Annotated in this window: 12 protein-coding genes; 5 read left to right on the top strand and 7 right to left on the bottom strand. The window is 66.4% G+C overall.

Going from position 1 to position 17,464, the window contains the following annotated elements:
* Position 1: 1 nt before the first annotated feature.
* From ACQR0Z_RS07495 to ACQR0Z_RS07480, 4 genes are all read right to left on the bottom strand, one after another.
* Positions 2-1,018 carry a hypothetical protein gene (locus ACQR0Z_RS07495; protein ID WP_434918209.1) on the bottom strand — a complete coding sequence of 339 codons (1,017 nt, stop codon included), beginning with the start codon at positions 1,016-1,018 and terminating at the stop codon, positions 2-4.
* Entirely contained in the window at positions 993-2,375 is a 1,383-nt protein-coding gene (locus ACQR0Z_RS07490) for an MBOAT family O-acyltransferase (protein ID WP_434918208.1), read from the bottom strand. Before ACQR0Z_RS07490 ends, ACQR0Z_RS07495 begins: the two co-directional genes overlap by 26 nt.
* Before the next feature lie 48 nt (positions 2,376-2,423).
* Positions 2,424-3,374 carry an acyl-CoA desaturase gene (locus tag ACQR0Z_RS07485; protein ID WP_434918207.1) on the bottom strand — a complete coding sequence of 317 codons (951 nt, stop codon included), beginning with the start codon at positions 3,372-3,374 and terminating at the stop codon, positions 2,424-2,426.
* 115 nt (positions 3,375-3,489) lie between these two features.
* Complete coding sequence (locus ACQR0Z_RS07480) at positions 3,490-5,769, bottom strand: fused MFS/spermidine synthase (protein WP_434918206.1); 2,280 nt, start codon at positions 5,767-5,769, stop codon at positions 3,490-3,492.
* 212 nt (positions 5,770-5,981) lie between these two features.
* Between ACQR0Z_RS07480 and ACQR0Z_RS07475 the strand changes: the two genes are divergently transcribed.
* Positions 5,982-7,583 carry a phytoene desaturase family protein gene (locus ACQR0Z_RS07475; protein WP_434918205.1) on the top strand — a complete coding sequence of 534 codons (1,602 nt, stop codon included), beginning with the start codon at positions 5,982-5,984 and terminating at the stop codon, positions 7,581-7,583.
* Between the two features lie 196 nt (positions 7,584-7,779).
* Here the strand turns inward: ACQR0Z_RS07475 and ACQR0Z_RS07470 are convergent, their stop codons facing one another.
* Positions 7,780-7,944 carry a Flp family type IVb pilin gene (locus ACQR0Z_RS07470; RefSeq protein WP_434876641.1) on the bottom strand — a complete coding sequence of 55 codons (165 nt, stop codon included), beginning with the start codon at positions 7,942-7,944 and terminating at the stop codon, positions 7,780-7,782.
* A gap of 266 nt (positions 7,945-8,210) precedes the next feature.
* Between ACQR0Z_RS07470 and ACQR0Z_RS07465 the strand changes: the two genes are divergently transcribed.
* From ACQR0Z_RS07465 to ACQR0Z_RS07455, 3 genes are all read left to right on the top strand, one after another.
* Positions 8,211-9,110 carry a 50S ribosomal protein L11 methyltransferase gene (locus tag ACQR0Z_RS07465; RefSeq protein ID WP_434918204.1) on the top strand — a complete coding sequence of 300 codons (900 nt, stop codon included), beginning with the start codon at positions 8,211-8,213 and terminating at the stop codon, positions 9,108-9,110.
* A 477-nt stretch (positions 9,111-9,587) separates the two neighbouring features.
* Positions 9,588-11,411, top strand: coding sequence for an aminopeptidase P family protein (locus ACQR0Z_RS07460; RefSeq protein ID WP_434876642.1), 1,824 nt, complete (start codon positions 9,588-9,590; stop codon positions 11,409-11,411).
* Between the two features lie 190 nt (positions 11,412-11,601).
* Positions 11,602-12,879 carry a multidrug effflux MFS transporter gene (locus ACQR0Z_RS07455; RefSeq protein ID WP_434918203.1) on the top strand — a complete coding sequence of 426 codons (1,278 nt, stop codon included), beginning with the start codon at positions 11,602-11,604 and terminating at the stop codon, positions 12,877-12,879.
* 236 nt (positions 12,880-13,115) lie between these two features.
* On the opposite strand, the gene ligA is transcribed toward ACQR0Z_RS07455, so the two are convergent.
* Positions 13,116-15,266, bottom strand: coding sequence for an NAD-dependent DNA ligase LigA (ligA, locus tag ACQR0Z_RS07450; RefSeq protein WP_434918202.1), 2,151 nt, complete (start codon positions 15,264-15,266; stop codon positions 13,116-13,118).
* Between the two features lie 89 nt (positions 15,267-15,355).
* Between ligA and ACQR0Z_RS07445 the strand changes: the two genes are divergently transcribed.
* On the top strand, positions 15,356-15,643 hold the full coding sequence (locus ACQR0Z_RS07445; protein WP_434918201.1) for a GIY-YIG nuclease family protein: 288 nt from the start codon (positions 15,356-15,358) through the stop codon (positions 15,641-15,643).
* A 138-nt stretch (positions 15,644-15,781) separates the two neighbouring features.
* On the opposite strand, the gene recN is transcribed toward ACQR0Z_RS07445, so the two are convergent.
* Positions 15,782-17,455 carry a DNA repair protein RecN gene (gene recN, locus ACQR0Z_RS07440; protein WP_434918200.1) on the bottom strand — a complete coding sequence of 558 codons (1,674 nt, stop codon included), beginning with the start codon at positions 17,453-17,455 and terminating at the stop codon, positions 15,782-15,784.
* Between the last annotated feature and the right edge of the window lie 9 nt (positions 17,456-17,464).

The raw sequence follows: 17,464 nt of genomic DNA, 5'->3' as shown, positions 1-17,464 counted from the left end.
TTCAGAAATCGATTTGCGCGGCCGCGCCACTCCTGATGCTCGCGATGATCCCGTCATTGATGCGGCGCGCGATGGCGGAGCGGTAGTGGATGTGGTCGAGGAAATTCGCCGGATTGCGCGTCAGCGCGTTGTCGACGCGAAAATCGCTCAGATTGCTGTGCGCGCGCCCCGAGACCAGCTGCCGGAAGGCGGCATTGCAGGCCTCGCGCTCGCGCGCCGCACGGCTCCCCGGCGCCGGCAGGATCGTATGGAAGTTCGGCGGAACCACCAGGACCACGGACGTCTCGGCCGGCACGCCGCGAATGAGCCGGTTTAGGCGCTCGGCAAGCGGGAAGGACGTGCTGATCGCTCCATCGTCGCGCGGCGCGGGAGGCTGCGGCACGTCGGCAGGCGCCTGCGTGCCCGGCGGATAATCGATCTCGTAGTCGCTGTAGCCATCGGGCCGCTCGGGCGCGCGCACCCCGCGCCAGATCTTAATGCGACGGATGGCAAGATCGAGGGCCCGCCAGTTGAACAGATGCGCGGTGTAGCGCAGCGCGCTGTCGTCATACAGCCAATAGGGGAACGTGTCGTTGGCAGCGATCGCGTCCTGATGCGCGCACCAGGGATCATCGATGACGACGACCAGCGCGCGCGGCTTTGCGTGATGGCGTAGGAAGAAGTCGAGCACGGCGAGCTGGCCCTGCGGCGGCGCACCGGAGACGAACAGCTGCACGAAGCGTGATCCGGTCGCGGCGGACAATGTGTCCGGTCTGATCAGTTGCGCGGTGGAGTTGCCGATAACAGCGGAATCGAAATCGGGATCACGGGCGCGGCTCACTTGCCCCGTCGGCGTCCAGCTGTCGCCGGTGCCCTTGATGCCGAGCAGGCCGAACCGGCCGCTGTCATAGGGATCGACCGAGACCATCAGCGCCAGCACCAGCAGCGCGCCGCCGCCGAGCGCGGCGAGAAACGCGGCGATGCAGCGTTCCCAGACGACCGAGGCGGCAACGTCAGAACTTGAAGTAGATGAACTCATGAACGTCGCGTTCTCCAAGTTCGATCAATAACGCCAGGACGGCGACACCCAGCAGCACCGCCAGGCCCACATTCGGGCGGCGCGTCAGGCGCGCGGCGACGTCCTGGCTGGCCGGCAGCAGCACCGCGGCCAGGGTGGGAATCACGATCGGTAGCAGCCGCACGCCGCGCTCGACCGGCGGCAGCGAGGCCAATCCCTGGAACACGTGCCACGCCGCCTCGACCGATCCGGCGCGGAAGATGACGCCGGTGCCGAGCACGACGAGGAAGGTGAGCAGCCAGCCGAGCACGGCCGGCAGGCGCGGGCCGAACCGGCGCCACAGTGCGCAGACGACCACGGCCACGCCGTGCAGCGTGCCCCACAGTACGAAGCTCCAGCTCGCGCCATGCCACAGGCCGCACAGGACCATCGTGATCAGCATGGCGGCGAAATACTGCACGGCGAACAACCGCCGCGGCAGCACGCGCGCATTGACCATCGGGCGGAACACGTAATCGCGCAGGAAGGCCATCAGCGTCATGTGCCAGCGCTGCCAGAAGTCCTGCATGTTGGTGGCGCGCAGCGGCGCGTCGAAGTTGAACGGCAGTCGGACGCCGAACAGCAGGCCGAGCCCGATGGCGATGTCGGAATAGCCGGCGAAGTCGTAGAAGATCTGCACCGAGACGAAGGCCGCGAGCCAGGCATCACCGGCCGGCAACGGACCGGTCGCCGCCTGCGCGTAGATCGGATCGAGCAAATGAGCGATCCGGTCGCCGAACATGATCTTCTCGATCAGCCCACCGACGATGAAGACGATCCCGAGAAAAAAGCGCTGCTGCCAGCCGGGCGCATAGATACGCTGGCCGAACTGCTCCATCACCTCCGACCAGCGCGCGAGCGGTCCGGCGATCGCCTGCGGGAAGAAGGCGATGTAGAGCGCATAGCGATCGAGCGCGGTCAGCGGCGCCTTTCCGGCGCGCAGATCGGTGAGATACATGATGTGATGAAAGGTGAAGAACGAGATCCCGAGCGGCAGCGCCAGCTGTAGCGGCTGGAAGCCGTGACCGATCAACAGGTCGAGATTGGCGACGGCGAAATCGGCGTATTTGAACAGGCCGAGCAGCGCGAGATTGGCGATGATCGCGCAGGTGAGAATGCCCTTCACCTTGAAACGGGCGAACAGCCGCGCGGCGAGCCAATTGCCGGTGATGGAGGCAATCAGCAGCAGTAGGAACGGCGGATCGCCATAGCCGTAGAACGCGAGCGACAGGCCGATCAGGACCGGCATGCGCAAGGCCGGATACGGATCGGCCATGCGCGCCAGCACGATCGCAACCGGCAGGAACACCAGGAGAAACGCATAGCTGTTGAACAGCATCAGCCGGCGCGGCTCCGCCTGTCCCGCCTCGAACCCAATCGATGACGATCAGCCATGCCCGAAATCGGAAGCGGCCTCGGACGCCGGCGTCGTCATCCGCGCGGCGATCTTCTCCGGCGCGGGGACCTTGACGTTCCAGACGAGACCTGCGGCCTCGAGTGCCCTGATGAACAGGAAGCCGAGGTCGAATTCGGACCAGCGCAGGCCGAACGCCGCCGAATACGGAAAGGCGTGATGATTGTTGTGCCAGCCTTCCCCCCAGGCAAGCCACGCCATCAGCCCGAGATTGCGGCTGTTGTCGCCGCGGGTCTGGAAGGGCCGGCTGCCGAGCATGTGATTGAGCGAATTGATTGCCGACATCGTCTGCTCGACCACGAACATCCGGACGACGCCGCCCCACAGGAAGCCGGTGAGCACGCCCCACAAGCTCTGCGAGATCAGCCCGCCCGCAACTGCGGGAAGCGCGAGCCCGAGCAGCACCCACACGTAGTAGTAACCGTTGATTTTGACCCAGCTGCGCTGCGCGATCAGATCGGGCACGTAATGCGCGACGTTGGGATAATCGTGCTCGACCATCCAGGTCAGCTGGGCATGAACGAGGCCACGCAAGCGACCGCGCCAGCCGTCGCCATGCAGGTTCGGCGAATGCAGGTCGCCATCGTGATCGGACAATTCGTGATGCCGGCGATGCATGGCCGCCCAGGAGATCATCGGTCCCCTGCCCGCCATCGAGCCCATGATGATCAGGAGATTGCTCACCCAGCCCGCCGTCGCAAACGCGCCGTGAGTGAACAGGCGGTGATAGCCGACGGTCAGGCCGAGGCCTGTGATCAGCCACATCACCGCGAACAGGCCGAGCTCCATCGCCCCGATCGGCCGCACGAGCAGCAGCGCAAGCGCTACCAGGGTACCTACGAAGGGCAGAACGTCGAACAGGATGAAGTGGCGTCGCTGCAGCCGGTGCAGATGTCGGCCCCTGAGCACTCGATTGTCGCGCATGGCCATCCGAAAGATAAATCAAACAATGCACGGCAGAGTACACGCTCCGCGGCATGCTGCAACCGCGAGACGGGTCCCGTTCACAAGGAGGCCGGGATGTGTGGCGGAAGCGCCGCTATTCCCCGTCGCGCAGCCGGCGGTACACCGCACCGAGAATGTTGGAGTAGTCGTCGGTCCAGACCCGCTCCCCGTCGGTCGGCTCGGTCTCGGTCCATTTGGGCGACGAGGCCAGCTTGCCGACATCGGCGTCCTCGCGCGCGCTGATCACGACGTCGGTCGAGAAGATGTACTCGTCGTCGCGGCCGGAGTCCTCGTTGTACACCCAGCTCTTCAGATCGTTGGCGTCGGCGATGCCGACGACGACGCTCTCGAGTTCGAGGTGGCGGTTGGAGACGTGCATCACCACGGCGCCCTGCGGCGCCAGCTTGGCCTTGTAGATCGCCATCGCCTCTTCGGTGGCGAGATGGATCGGGATCGCATCCGACGAATAGGCATCGACGATGATGAGGTCGTAGACGCCGTCCGGCTCCTTGGCGAAGGTCAGCCGGGCATCGCCGATGACCGGCTTGAAGTCGGGCGTGCAGTTCCTGATGTAGCTGAAATATTTCGGATCGCTCGCGGTATCGACCATGGTCTGGTCGATCTCGAAGTACTTCCAGTCCTCACCCGGTTCGGCGGCGCAGGTGAGCGTGCCCGCACCGACCCCGATCACGGCGACCTTGAGCGGCGCGCCCTTGCGCTCGCGGATCGCGGTGATGGCCCGGCCGATGCCGCCGTCCTTGTGGTAGTAGGTGATCGGCTCGGGACGGCCGGTGACCTTGGAGCCGTCGGCGTTGAGATATTTCTGCGCGCCATGAATCGTCGTGCCGTGCATCAGCACGTGATAGTGGCCGTCGGAGGTCACCACGATCTTGTGCACGCCGAAGAAGCTGCGCACGGTCTCGACGCGGCCGTCATCGGCCGGATAGGCGCGGATCAGCACCAGCGCGAGCGCGGCCGTGGCGAACACCTTCCAGCGCCCGGCGTTGAGCAGCAACGCGACGACAGCGGCGAGCGCGCCCACGGCGCCGGCGACATAGACGCGGTGATCCTCGAGATAGGTGGTGAGCTTGCCGGTCATGCCGGCCGGCACAAGCAGCGCGATGGCGATGGCCGCCAGCAGGATCCAGTACCAGCGCGTCAGCTGCGGCAACCGCTCATTGGCCGACGGGCGGCATAGTGCCGCGAGGGCCAGCAGGATCGGATATTCGGCCACCCAGGAGAAGGTGAACGGCGCGATCAGGCCCGCGAACAGGCCGCCGACCATGCCGCCGAACGACAGCGCGACATAGAAGCCGGTGAGATATTTCGCCGGCGGCCGCGTACGCGCGAGCTCGCCATGGCAGGCCATCGCGATGATGAAGAAGCAGAGCTGATGGCCGCCGAGCGTCAGCGCCAGGTTCTGCTCGCCGCCGAAGGCGAGCAGCACGACCACGCCGGCGATCGCGAGCGGCTGCAGCGCCAGCATCCATTTGTGCGGCAGCAGCGGCCGCGACTGGAACACCAGCACCCAGGTGAGCAGATACAGCGACAGCGGCAGCACCCACAGCAGGGGCGCCGCGGCGACGTCGGTGGAGATGTGCGCGGTCACGGCGATCAGCAGGCCCGACGGCACCGCGGCCAGGAAGATCCAGCGCAGCCGAAGCAGCCAGCGCGGCGCAGGCGCGTCACTGACGTCGTTCTGCAGCAGGCTCGCGACCGTCACCGGCGAGCGCAGCAGCAGCACGCCGCAGCCGGCGATCAGCGCGATCAGCAGGCCGTAGCCACCGGCCCAGATCAGATTCTGCGTGCGCAGGCTGAAGATCGGCTCGACCAGCAGCGGATAGGACAGCAGCGCCAGGAAGCTGCCGATGTTCGAGGAGGCATAGAGAAAATAGGGATCTGGCCCTGAAGGATGCCCCGTGCGGACGAACCAGGCCTGCAGCAGCGGATTGTTGGCGGCGAGCGCGAAGAACGGCAGACCGATCGAGGCCGCGAACAGGCCGAGCAGCCAGACCGCGTAGCCCGAGGTCGGCGGATCGCCCCAGTGGCCGGCGATCGACAGCGGCAGGCTGAGCAGCGCGAAGCCGAGCAGCAGCAGATGGATCGCCACGGGGATCACACGGCTGCGCAACTGCGTCAGGAAATGGGCATAGGCGTAGCCCGCCAGCAGCAACGCCTGGAAGAACACCATCGCCACCGACCACACCGCCGGCGAGCCGCCGAGCCGCGGCAGCACCATCTTGGTGAACAGCGGCTGCACCGAGAACAGCAGCAGCGCGCTGACGAAGATAGCGGCGGTATAGACTACGAGCACCAGCCGGTTGCGGGCGGCGGACGGCTGGGCGACGGCGGCGGACGAGGCGATTGAGGTCATGACAACTCCAGCAGCGGCGCGCCCGGCATCGGAGACGAGGAGCCGGACCGCCGCGTGCAGACGACACATAGCGGATCGGGGGGCGGTATGGCGAGGCGCTGCGGCAAAACCGAGTTCCCCTTGACGCGGCGGCGATCCGGGGCGACAGCACCCGTCAAGGTTCCTGGCAGGCGGCTCCCGCCGGTCATTAATCAGGGCTGTTTGAAGCTGACATGAACGAAACCGACGTGATCATCATCGGCGCGGGCCATAATGGCCTGACCTGTGCGGCCTATCTGGCGATGGCCGGCCTGCGCGTGCATGTGGTCGAACGCCGCAAGGTGGTCGGCGGCGCCGCCGTCACCGAGGAGTTTCATCCGGGCTTCCGCAACTCCGTCGCCTCCTACACGGTGAGCCTGCTCAACCCGCGCGTCATCGCCGATCTCAAGCTGCATCAGCACGGGCTCGAGATCGTCGAGCGGCGCGCGCAGAACTTCCTGCCCTCTCCCGACGGCCGTTATCTCCTGACCGGCGAAGGCCGCACGCAGGCCTCCGTCGCCCGCCTCAATCCTCGCGATGCGGAGATGATCGGCCCGTTCTCGGCGCGGCTCGAAGCGATCGCGGATGTGCTGCGCAGCCTCGTGCTGCGCGCGCCGCCCAATCTCGTCGGACAATTCGGCCTGCCCGCGATCCGCGAGGCCTTCGCCGCGCTCGGCACCGCCAACACGCTGCGCGCCTTGTCGCTGGAGCAGCAGCGCGACCTGCTCGACCTGTTCACGCGCTCGGCCGGCGAGATGCTGGACGAGATCTTCGAGACCGACCTGGTGAAGGCGCTGTTCGGCTTCGACGCCATCGTCGGCAATTATGCCAGCCCCTACGCGGCCGGTTCGGCCTATGTGATGCTGCATCACGCCTTTGGCGAGGTGAACGGCAAAAAGGGCGTCTGGGGTCACGCCATCGGCGGCATGGGCGCGATCACCCAGGCGATGGCGCGCAGCCTGAAGGAGCTGGGAACGCTCGTCGAGGTCGACTGCGGCGTGCGCGAGGTGATCGTCGAACGCGACCGCGCCGTCGGCGTCGTGCTGGATGACGGCCGCGCGCTTCGCGCCCGCTATGTCGCCGCCAACGTCAATCCCAAGCTGCTGTATACGCGGCTGGTGCCGACAGGCGCCCTGCCCGAGGCTTTTCTGAGCCGCATCCGCAACTGGCGCAACGGCTCAGGCACCTTCCGCATGAACGTGGCGCTGAGCCGCCTGCCCTCGTTCAGCGCACTCCCGGGCGACGGAGACCATCTCTCCGCCGGCATCATCCTGGCGCCAAGCCTCGGCTACATGGACCAAGCCTATCTCGACGCGCGCGCCCACGGCTGGAGCCGGGATCCCGTGGTCGAGTTGCTGATCCCCTCGACGCTCGATCCGACGCTGGCCCCTGCGGGCCAGCACGTCGCCAGCCTGTTCTGCCAGCATGTCGCGCCGGAGCTGCCGAATGGCCGCTCCTGGGACGATCACCGCGACGAGGTCGCCGACCTCATGATCGCAACCGTCGATCGTTACGCCCCGGGATTTGCCGCCAGCGTCATCGGCCGGCAGGCGCTGTCGCCGCTGGACCTGGAGCGGCAGTTCGGCCTCCTCGGCGGCGACATCTTCCACGGCGCGCTGACGCTGAACCAGCTGTTCTCGGCCCGGCCGATGCTCGGACACGCCGACTATCGCTCGCCGCTGAAGGGACTCTACCATTGCGGCTCGGGCAGCCATCCCGGCGGCGGCGTCACCGGCGCGCCGGGCCACAATGCGGCCCGGGCGATTCTGGCCGACCATCGCGGTCTGTTCGGCTGAGGACAACCGGTGGATAGGCTGTGCACAGAGCTGCGGAAACGCGGTGAAAAGGCGACGGCCAATCCTGCGGACGCCTTGTTCGCAAACCGGTGGATATCCCTGTGAAGAATTTGGGTATTCGCTGTCGACAAGGTGCCAACAACAGAAAACCGGGCCAAGGGCCCGGTTTTCGAGAACGCCGCGCTCGGCCGAAAAATTACTTCAGCGAGGTATTGATCGATTCGAACTTGCTGCTCAGCGAGGAGCCCAGCCCGTTGACGGCGGCGATGATCGCCAGGGAAATGCCCGCCGCGATCAGGCCGTACTCGATGGCGGTGGCGCCGGAGTCATCGCGCAAGAACTTCAAGAAAAGCGTCTTCATCTGAACCTCGTTTCCCAACCCGGGAACCGAGGACAGCCGGTTCCCAACGCGGGAACCCTAAGCGCTCAAAACCTAAAGTTGGTATAATTTGCCGCAGGCAAGTTGCGGCGTTATTTGCGCCAATTGCGGCGCGACTTTTAGCCGAGTTATTCCGAAGCCAAAATACAACCGTTGGCTGCGCCTGCCGGAGGCATTTTGGGGCATAAGGGCTTGCGCTCGCGGTGAGATTGCTTAACCACGCCGTGAAATCAGCCGGAACCCGCTTCATGACCTCAGCCCTGACGCCCGCGACCCACAAGGCCAGCTTCACCGTGCCGGATGAAGCGACCGCGCGTCCGGCGGTGGACGTGCTGACGGAGGTGTTCTTCGAGGGCGACGCGGCCGTTGCCGCCTTCGAACGGCCGGACGGCCGCTGGGACGTCACGGTGCACTTCGCCGACCCGCCCGACCAGGACTTGGTCCGAGAGCTCGTCGGCGGGGCCGCCGGCGCCGAGGCGGCGGAAAGTCTCAGCTTCGAAGTGGTCGAGGCCAAGGACTGGGTGAAAGCCAGCCTGGACGACCTGGTTCCAGTGCCAGCCGGCCGCTTCCTGGTCCATGGCAGCCATGACCGGGCGCGCGTTCCGGCCAACAAGCTCGGAATCGAGATCGAGGCGGCGCTGGCGTTCGGCACCGGGCATCATGGCACGACGCGCGGCTGCCTGCTGCTGCTCGATCACGTGCTGAAGGCACACGCTCCGCGGCGGGTGCTGGACCTCGGCACGGGAACCGGCGTGCTGGCGATCGCCGCGGCCAAGGCCACGCATCGCCCTATCCTGGCAAGCGACATCGACGCGCCCTCCGTCGTCGTGGCGCGCGAAAACGCCCGCCTCAATGGCGCAGGTCCGCTGGTACGCGTGATCCGCGCCACCGGCTTTGCCGCGGCGGATTTTGCCCATCAGGGTCCGTTCGATCTCGTGCTCGCCAACATCCTGGCCAATCCGCTGCGGCAGCTGGCCTCCCCCATGCAGCGCCATCTGGCGCCCGGCGCCTTCGTCATCCTCTCCGGCCTGCTGACCCCGCAGGCGCGCGCAGTCGCCGCCGCGTATCGCGCGCGCGGACTGGTTCCGATGCGGCACTTGAAGATCGAAGGCTGGAGCAGCCTGCTGCTCAGGAAGCAGCAGCACTGAAGGGATGAGATCACGTCGCGACCAGCCGGCGGGCTGATCATCGGAAGACGAGCGCAATTACGTCTTCGGTTGACCGCCCGGCTGCGGGCGCTGGTCTGATGCGGCGCGCGCCCCGCGTCGGATGCGAGGTTCGACCAGACGGTTGACGAGTTCAGCCAGCGCGCTGCGCGGCTTCTGGACGGGTACGGTGGCCGCAGCCGGAGGCGTCGGCGCCGAAAGTTTTTCGAAGGTAAAAGCAGGCATTGTGCATCCCCTCGCCGTTGAGTTGAGGCACTCCCCGGATTGCGCGACCGTGGATGATCATTACGATCTTGGTCGTCTGATCCGCACGTTTCCTCGCCGCATCTCTTTCGGATGACCGGCATAAGACAGCAAATCTTTTTGCACAGGCGAATGCAAGGAGATTCTTCGTGCACTGCACCGCTGCGTGGTGGAGTATCCGCCGCAGTCGAGATTCACGCCTAAAGTATGAGACCGATGTTCGAAGCTCTGTTCCAGACGTTCGAAGAACCCGAAACCGGCGTGGCGCTGACGGCGCGACTGGCCGCGCTCCGCGAGGAGCTGGCGCAGCGCAAGCTCACCGGCTTCATCGTGCCGCGCGCCGACCAGCAGCAGAACGAATATGTGCCGCCCTCCGAGGAGCGGCTGGCGTGGCTGACCGGCTTCACCGGCTCGGCGGGCCTTGCGATCGTGCTGCCGCAGGAGGCCGCGATCTTCGTCGATGGTCGTTACACCTTGCAGGCCGGCAAGCAGGTCGACGGCAAGGCATGGCGCGTGGAATCGCTGATCGAACCGCCGCCGGAAAGCTGGCTGAGCGCGCACCTGAAGACTGGCGACCGCATCGGCTTCGATCCCTGGCTGCACACCACCGCCGCCGCCGAGCGCTTCGCATCCGCCTGCACGAAGGCCGGCGCCGAGCTGGTGGCGGTCGAGAGCAATCCGATCGACAGCGTCTGGACCGAGCGCCCGCTGCCGCCGCTCGGCGCAGTGTCCATCCACGGCACGGAATTATCCGGCGAGACCGAAGCCGAGAAGCTCGACCGCATCCGCAAGGAGATCGAGCGGCTCGGCGTCGAGGCGCTGGTGCTCTCGGACTCACATAACGTCGCCTGGACCTTCAACATCCGCGGCGCGGATGTCTCGCACACGCCGCTGCCGATCTCCTATGCGCTGGTACCGAAGACCGGGCGCCCGACGATCTTCATCGATTCCCGCAAGCTGTCGAACCTCACCCGCGATCATCTCGAGCAGAACGCCGATGTGGCCGAGCCCGATGGGCTGACGCCGCGCCTGAGCGAGCTCGCGCAAACAGGTGCGACGATCGCGCTCGACAGCGCCACGGCGGCCGACGCGCTGACGCGGCTGATCCAGGGCGCGGGCGGCAAGCCGGTGCGCGGCGCCGATCCGGTCAGCCTGCTCAAGGCCGCCAAGAACACGGTGGAGATCGACGGCACGCGGCGGGCGCATCAGCGCGATGCCGTGGCGCTGGCGCGCTTTCTCGCCTTCATCGATCGCGAGGCGCCCCACGGCACGCTGACGGAGATCGACGCCGTCGAGGCGCTGGAGAGTTTTCGCCGCGACACCGGCGCGCTGAAGGACGTGTCGTTCCCGACCATCTCCGGCACGGGTCCCAATGGCGCGATCGTACACTATCGCGTCACCCGCAAGAGCAACCGCCGCATCATGCCCGGCGACCTGCTGCTGATCGATTCCGGCGCGCAGTATCAGGACGGCACCACCGACGTCACGCGCACCATCGCCGTGGGCACGCCCACCAACGAGATGCGCGACCGCTTCACGCGGGTGCTGCGCGGGCACCTGGCGATCGCGCGCGCGATCTTCCCTGACGGCACCACCGGCGCCCAGCTCGACACCCTGGCGCGGCAATTCCTGTGGCAGGCCGGCATCGATTTCGAGCACGGCACCGGCCACGGCGTCGGCAGCTATCTGTCGGTGCATGAGGGCCCGGCGCGGATTTCGAAACTCGGCACCACGCCGCTGAAGCGCGGCATGATCCTGTCCAACGAGCCCGGCTACTACAAGACCGACGCGTTCGGCATCCGCATCGAAAACCTCGAGCTCGTCGTGGCGAAGGAGGTGGCCGGGGCCGAGAAGCCGATGAACGGGTTCGAGGCGCTGACATTGGCGCCGATCGACCGGCGACTGATCGATGTCGCGATGCTGAGCGCCGAAGAACGCGCTTGGCTCGACGCCTATCACGCGAGGGTGCGCGAGACCATCCGCGCAACGCTCGGCGAGGCCGATCAGCTCTGGCTCGATCAGGCGACCGCCCCGCTCTAGCGTCAGCTCAGCAAGGCCTGCACAACCGGCGGACGGTCTGCCGCCGGGTGTGGCAGCATCTGCATCATCAGACGGCGGAGCGCGGAACAGCCGCCGCTGCGGGCATGGCGGCATGCGGAAACAGGCATTTCCGCGGCGCGGAAGGTCGCTACATTCGATCGTGTTCGAAACGATCTGAGCGACACTCCCGATGCATGGAATGATCAGCAGGCAGCCTGTGGCCGCGCCACCGCGCGCTGCTCCGTCGCGCACGCTGCTGATCCTGCTCGTCGTGATGACCGGGCTGGCGCCGATCTCGCTGTATCTGCTGGTGCCGGCGCTGCCGCTGCTGGCGACCACATTCGGCCGCGACGCCTCGGTCGTGCAGATGACGGTGTCGTTCTACATGATCGGCATCGCGATCTCGCAGTTGCTGCTCGGACCGCTGTCCGACCGTTTTGGGCGACGCCCCGTGATGCTCGCGGGCCTCGCGCTCTCGATCGTCGCGAGCTTCGGCTGCATCTTCGCCGACACCTTGCCGCAACTGATCGCGGCGCGCTTCTTCCAGGCGCTCGGCGGCGCCAGCGGCATGGTGATCAGCCGCGCCATCATTCGCGATCTCTATCCACGCGAGCGCATCGGCGCGATGATCAGCCTCGTCGTCGCGGTCATGATGATCGCACAGATGCTGTCGCCCTTGACCGGCGGACTGATCGAGACCGCGCTTGGCTGGCATGCGATCTTCTACGTCGTCGCCGCGCTGTCGATCGCGATCGCTGCGGCCGTGACGCTGGCCCTGCCCGAGACCCGCCCTGCCCGGGTCGAAGGCGCGAGCTTCCGCCGCGACGTCGCGGATCTCGTCAGGAGCCGCGCCTTCCTCGGCTACATGCTGTGCCAAGTGCTGGCCTCGCAGATCATCTTCGCTTTCGCCGGCGGCGGACCCTACATCGTCGAGGTGCAGATGGGCCGTTCCTCGGCGGAATATGGCGCGTGGTTCGCAACAACGGGCTTCGCCTATTTCGTCGGGAATCTGTTCTGCGTGCGCTATGCGCCGCGCCACTCCCTCGACCGGCTGATCTGGTTCGGACTGGGATTGCAGCTCACGGGCGCGGCGCTCAACTTCACCTGGAGCATCTTCGGCTTCAATCAGGTGCCGTCGGTGCTGTTCGGCACGCAGATGCTGATCATGTTCGCCAACGCCGCTGTCATGGCCAACTCCGCGGCCGGCGCGATCAGCGTGCGGCCGGGCGCGGCTGGAACGGCGTCAGGCGCCATGGGCTTCCTGCAGATGGGCGTCGGCGCGCTGACGTCGCAGCTTGGCGCCTATCTCGGCGGCCATTACGCGAGCACGCTGCCGCTGACGTCGGCGATCCTGATGCTCTCGCTCGCCTGCACAGCCAGCATGATGTTCCTGGTCCCGCGCACGTCCGTGACGGTGACCAAGGAGCTGATTGAAGCTGCGGAAGAGGATGAGGCCGGGGTGATGTGAAGGGGCGCGAGAGGGAGCGAGGAAGCAGCCGCCCTTTCGCATGCTATCATGCGCCGCTCAATGAGTTGGCCAAACGGCCAGATAAATGATCGGTGTCATGCCCCGCGCAGGTGGGCATCCAGTACGCCTCGACTCGACAATGACTGTCTCTGGAATACTGGATCATCCGCTTTCGCGGATGATGACAGCGGTGGGTGTCTCAACAAGGGCCGGGCGTAGCTCAAATCGCCGTCCGGTCACTCCCCGATCAGCTGCAGCCACTCGTCCTCGGTCAGCACCTGCACGCCGTGCTTCTGCGCATCCTTGAGCTTGGAGCCCGCCCCGGGACCGGCGACGACGTAGTCCGTCTTCTTCGAGACCGAGCCCGAGACCTTTGCACCTAACCGCTCCGCCGTCGCCTTGGCCTCGTCGCGCGTCATCTTTTCCAGTGTGCCGGTGAACACCACCGTCTTGGTCGCGATCGGCGAGTTGCGCTTGGGCTTTTCCGCGTCGAGGATCTTCACCTCGCGCGTCAGCCGCTCGACGATGCCGCGATTATGGTCCTCGCCGAAATAGGCGGCGACGCTCTTGATCACGGTGTCGCCGATCTGGTCGAGCGCATCCATCTCGGCAATCGCTTCCTCGTCGCCTTTGGCGACCTTGAGGCAGGCGTCGTGAAACGACTCCCACGAACCGTAGCCGCGCGCCAGCGCCAGCGCCGTGGTCTCGCCGACATGGCGCATGCCGAGCGCGTAGATGAAGCGCTCCAGCGCGATCTCGCGGCGCGCATCGATCGCGTTGAACAGGTTGCGCACGGAGGTCTCGCCATAGCCCTCGACCTCCTCCAGCTTGAGCTTGGCGTTACGCTTCTGCAGCGTGAAGATATCCGCCGGCTCCTTCACCCAGCCCTCATCGAAGAAGAACTGGATCTGCTTCTCGCCGAGCCCGTCGATGTCGAAGGCGCGGCGCGAGGCGAACAGCTTCAAATGCTCGATCTTCTGATAGGGACAGGCAAACTCGCCGGTGCAGCGGGCGCGCGAGCCCTCCTCGCCGGCCGCGGTCTCCTCGCGCACGACGTCGGTGTGCAGCGGACACGGGCACGTCTTGGGGAAGTGAAATTCCTCGGCGTCCGCGGGGCGCTTGTCGATGAGGACGTCGACCACCTGCGGGATGACGTCGCCGGCGCGCTGGATCACCACGGTGTCGCCGATGCGGATATCGCGGCCTTCGCGCAGGACCTCGCCCTTGTTGCCGATGCCCTTGATGTAGTCCTCGTTGTGGAGCGTCACGTTCTGCACGATGACGCCGCCGACGCCGACCGGCTCGAGCTTTCCGACCGGCGTGAACGAACCGGTGCGGCCGACCTGGATCTCGATGTCCTTGAGCACCGTCATGGCGCGCTCGGCCGGAAACTTGTGGGCGATGCCCCAGCGCGGCGTCCGCGACACGAAGCCGAGCCGCTCCTGCCAGTCGATGCGGTCGACCTTGTAGACGACGCCGTCGATGTCGTAGTCGAGCTCGGCGCGCTGCTCCTCGATGGAGCGGTGGAACGCGATCAGTTCCTCGACGGAGTGGCAGAGCCTGGTCAGCGGATTCGTCGTGAAGCCGCAGTGCTCGAACCATTTGATCATGCCGCTCTGCGTCGCCGCCGGCATTGCGCTCATCTCGCCCCATGCATAAGCGAAGAAGCCGAGGGGCCGCGACGCGGTGATGGTCGGATCCTTCTGGCGCAGCGAGCCGGCGGCGGAGTTGCGGGGATTGGCGAAGATGGTGTCGCCGGCTTCCTTCTGCCGCTCGTTCAACGCGAGAAACGCCTGCTTGGTCATGTAGACCTCGCCGCGCACCTCGCAGATGTCAGGCAGGTTGCGGCCGTGCAGCTTCTGCGGCACGTCCTTCAAGGTTCGGATGTTGGCGGTGACGTCCTCGCCCTCCGCGCCGTCGCCGCGGGTCGCCGCAGTGACAAGCTCGCCGCCTTCATAGCGCAGCGACATCGACAGCCCGTCGATCTTCGGCTCGGCGGAGAAATCGATTCGGTCATCATCGGCGAGCTTGAGGAACCGCGCGATGCGGCCGACGAAGTCGCGCACGTCCTCTTCCGCAAAGGCATTGTCGAGCGACAGCATCGGCACCGCGTGCCGCACCTTCTTGAAGCGGCCCGACGGGGCGGCCCCGACCTTCTGCGACGGCGACTCGCTACTGACGAGTTCGGGAAAGCGCTTTTCGATGGCGTTGAAGCGACGGCGCAGCTCGTCATAGTCCGCGTCCGAGATCTTCGGCGCATCGTCCTGGTAATACAGCCTGTCGTGGGTCTCGAGCTCCAGCGCCAGCCGCTTCCATTCCACCTTGGCCTGCGCCTTGGTGAGATCGGCAACGTCGATGGGCGTCTTGGGTTTGGCTGTCTTGGGCATGCTGTGTATCATCTGCTCGTTAGGCCGAGCCGACGGGCTCTGCGCGCGACCAGGGATGGTCCTGTCCCGAGCTCCTGCGAAGGTCGACCATGAGCTATTACGTCTACATCCTCGCGAGCCGCAGGGATGGCGCGATCTACGTCGGGGTGACTAACGATCTGGTTCGACGAGTCTATGAACATCGATTGAAGGCGGTACCTGGATTCACCTCCAAGTACAATATCACGCGGCTCGTCTGGTTCGAGGTCTACGACGATCCGATTTCCGCGATTACCCGCGAGAAGGAGCTGAAGAAATGGAAGCGGGCGTGGAAGGTGCACTTAATCGAGAAAGACAATCCGGGGTGGAGCGACCTGTACGATTCGATTTGTGTCTGACGTCATTCCGGGGCAAGGCCGCAGGCCTTGAACCCGGAATCTCGAGATTCCGGGTTCGGTCCTTCGGACCGCCCCGGAATGACGGAGTCAAACAACAGCAAGCTTCCAAGGCGGCCAGACCGCATTCCGCTACAATTACTACGCCGCCGCAGCCTCCAGCAGCCGGTCCGCCGCGGCGCGGGCCTCTGCGGTGACCTCGGCGCCGGCCAGCATACGGGCGATCTCCTCGCGACGGTGCAGGGTGGCGAGCGTATTGACGCGGGTGACGACGCGCTTGCCGCGGTCGAGCGCGTCCTTGGAGATCAGGAGGTGCTGGTCCGCCCGCGCCGCGACCTGCGGGGCGTGGGTGACGGCCATGACCTGGACGCCGTGGGCGAGTCGCGCCAGCCGGGCGCCGATGGCGTCCGCCACCGCGCCGCCCACGCCGGTGTCGATCTCGTCGAACACCAGGGTCGGCGCCGACCCGCGATCGGACAGCACCACCTTGAGCGCCAGCAGGAACCGCGACAGCTCGCCGCCCGAGGCGACCTTCATCATCGGGCCCGGCCGGGTGCCCGGGTTGGTCTGGACCCAGAACTCGACGCGGTCGATGCCCTCCGGCCCCGGCGCATCGGCGTCGCTGTCGACCTGGGTCATGAACTTGGCGCGTTCGAGCTTGAGCGGTCCCAGCTCGGCATGCACCGCCCGGTTCAGCTTCTCCGCCGCCTTGGTGCGGGCCGCAGAGAGCTTGGCGGCGGCCGCCGCGTAGCGCCCGTCCGCGGCGGCGGCCGCAGCCTCGAGCTTCTTCAACTGCTCGGCACCCGCATCGATCAGCACGACGTCTGCGGCATATTTGGCGGCCAGCGCCGCGAGCCCATCCACCGGCGTGGAGTATTTGCGCGCGGCGGCGCGCAGCGCGAACAGCCGCTCCTCGATGCGCTCCAGCTCCAGCGGATCGAAATCGGTCGCCGCCAGTGCCGCGGTCAGATGCTGGTCGGCCTCCTCCAGCGCGTTGATGGCGGCATCCATGGCCTTCACCGCCGGCTCCACCAGCGCCGGCGAGCTCACCGCGCGTCGCTCCAGGCGCCGCACAGCGGCAGCCAGCGCTGCGATCGGCGACTGATTCCCGCTGACCGCGTCCTGGGCGTCACGCAGATCGCCCGCGATCTTCTCGCCCTGCATCATCGCCGTGCGACGGGCGGCGAGCTTCGTCTCCTCGCCCTCCTTGGGCGCCAGCTTCTTCAGCTCGTCCGAGGCATGCCGCAGATAATCGGCCTCGCGCGCCGCGCGCTCCATGCCGGCGCGATGCTGGTCGAGCGCCGTGACGGCAGTCCGGCGCGCGGCCCACAGCGTCTCGACACCCGCGACATCCTTTTCCAGCCCGGCGAAGGCATCCAGCAGCCGGCGGTGGGTGGCGGCATCGACCAGCGCGCGCTCGTCATGCTGGCCATGGATCTCGACCAGGGTGGCGCCAATCGCCTTCAAGGTCTGCACACTCACCGACTGGTCGTTGATGAAAGCCCGGGTGCGGCCGTCGCCATACTGGACGCGGCGCAGGATCATCTCGCCGTCAGCATCCAGCCCGTTGGCGGCCAGGATCCGCGCGGCCGGATGGTCCTTGCCGATCTCGAACACGGCCGTGACCTGCCCCTGGTCGGCGCCATGCCGCACCAGGCTGGCATCGCCTCGGCCGCCGAGCGCCAGGGCGAATGCGTCGAGGAGGATGGACTTGCCGGCGCCGGTCTCGCCGGTCAGCACCGCAAGCCCATCGGAGAATTCGAGATCGAGTCGTTCGATCAGGACGATGTCACGGATCGACAGTCGCGCCAGCATGGAACCGAA

Source organism: Bradyrhizobium sp. HKCCYLS3077 (assembly GCF_051167555.1).
Lineage (GTDB): Bacteria > Pseudomonadota > Alphaproteobacteria > Rhizobiales > Xanthobacteraceae > Bradyrhizobium.
This window is presented reverse-complemented; position numbering and strand designations above follow the sequence as displayed.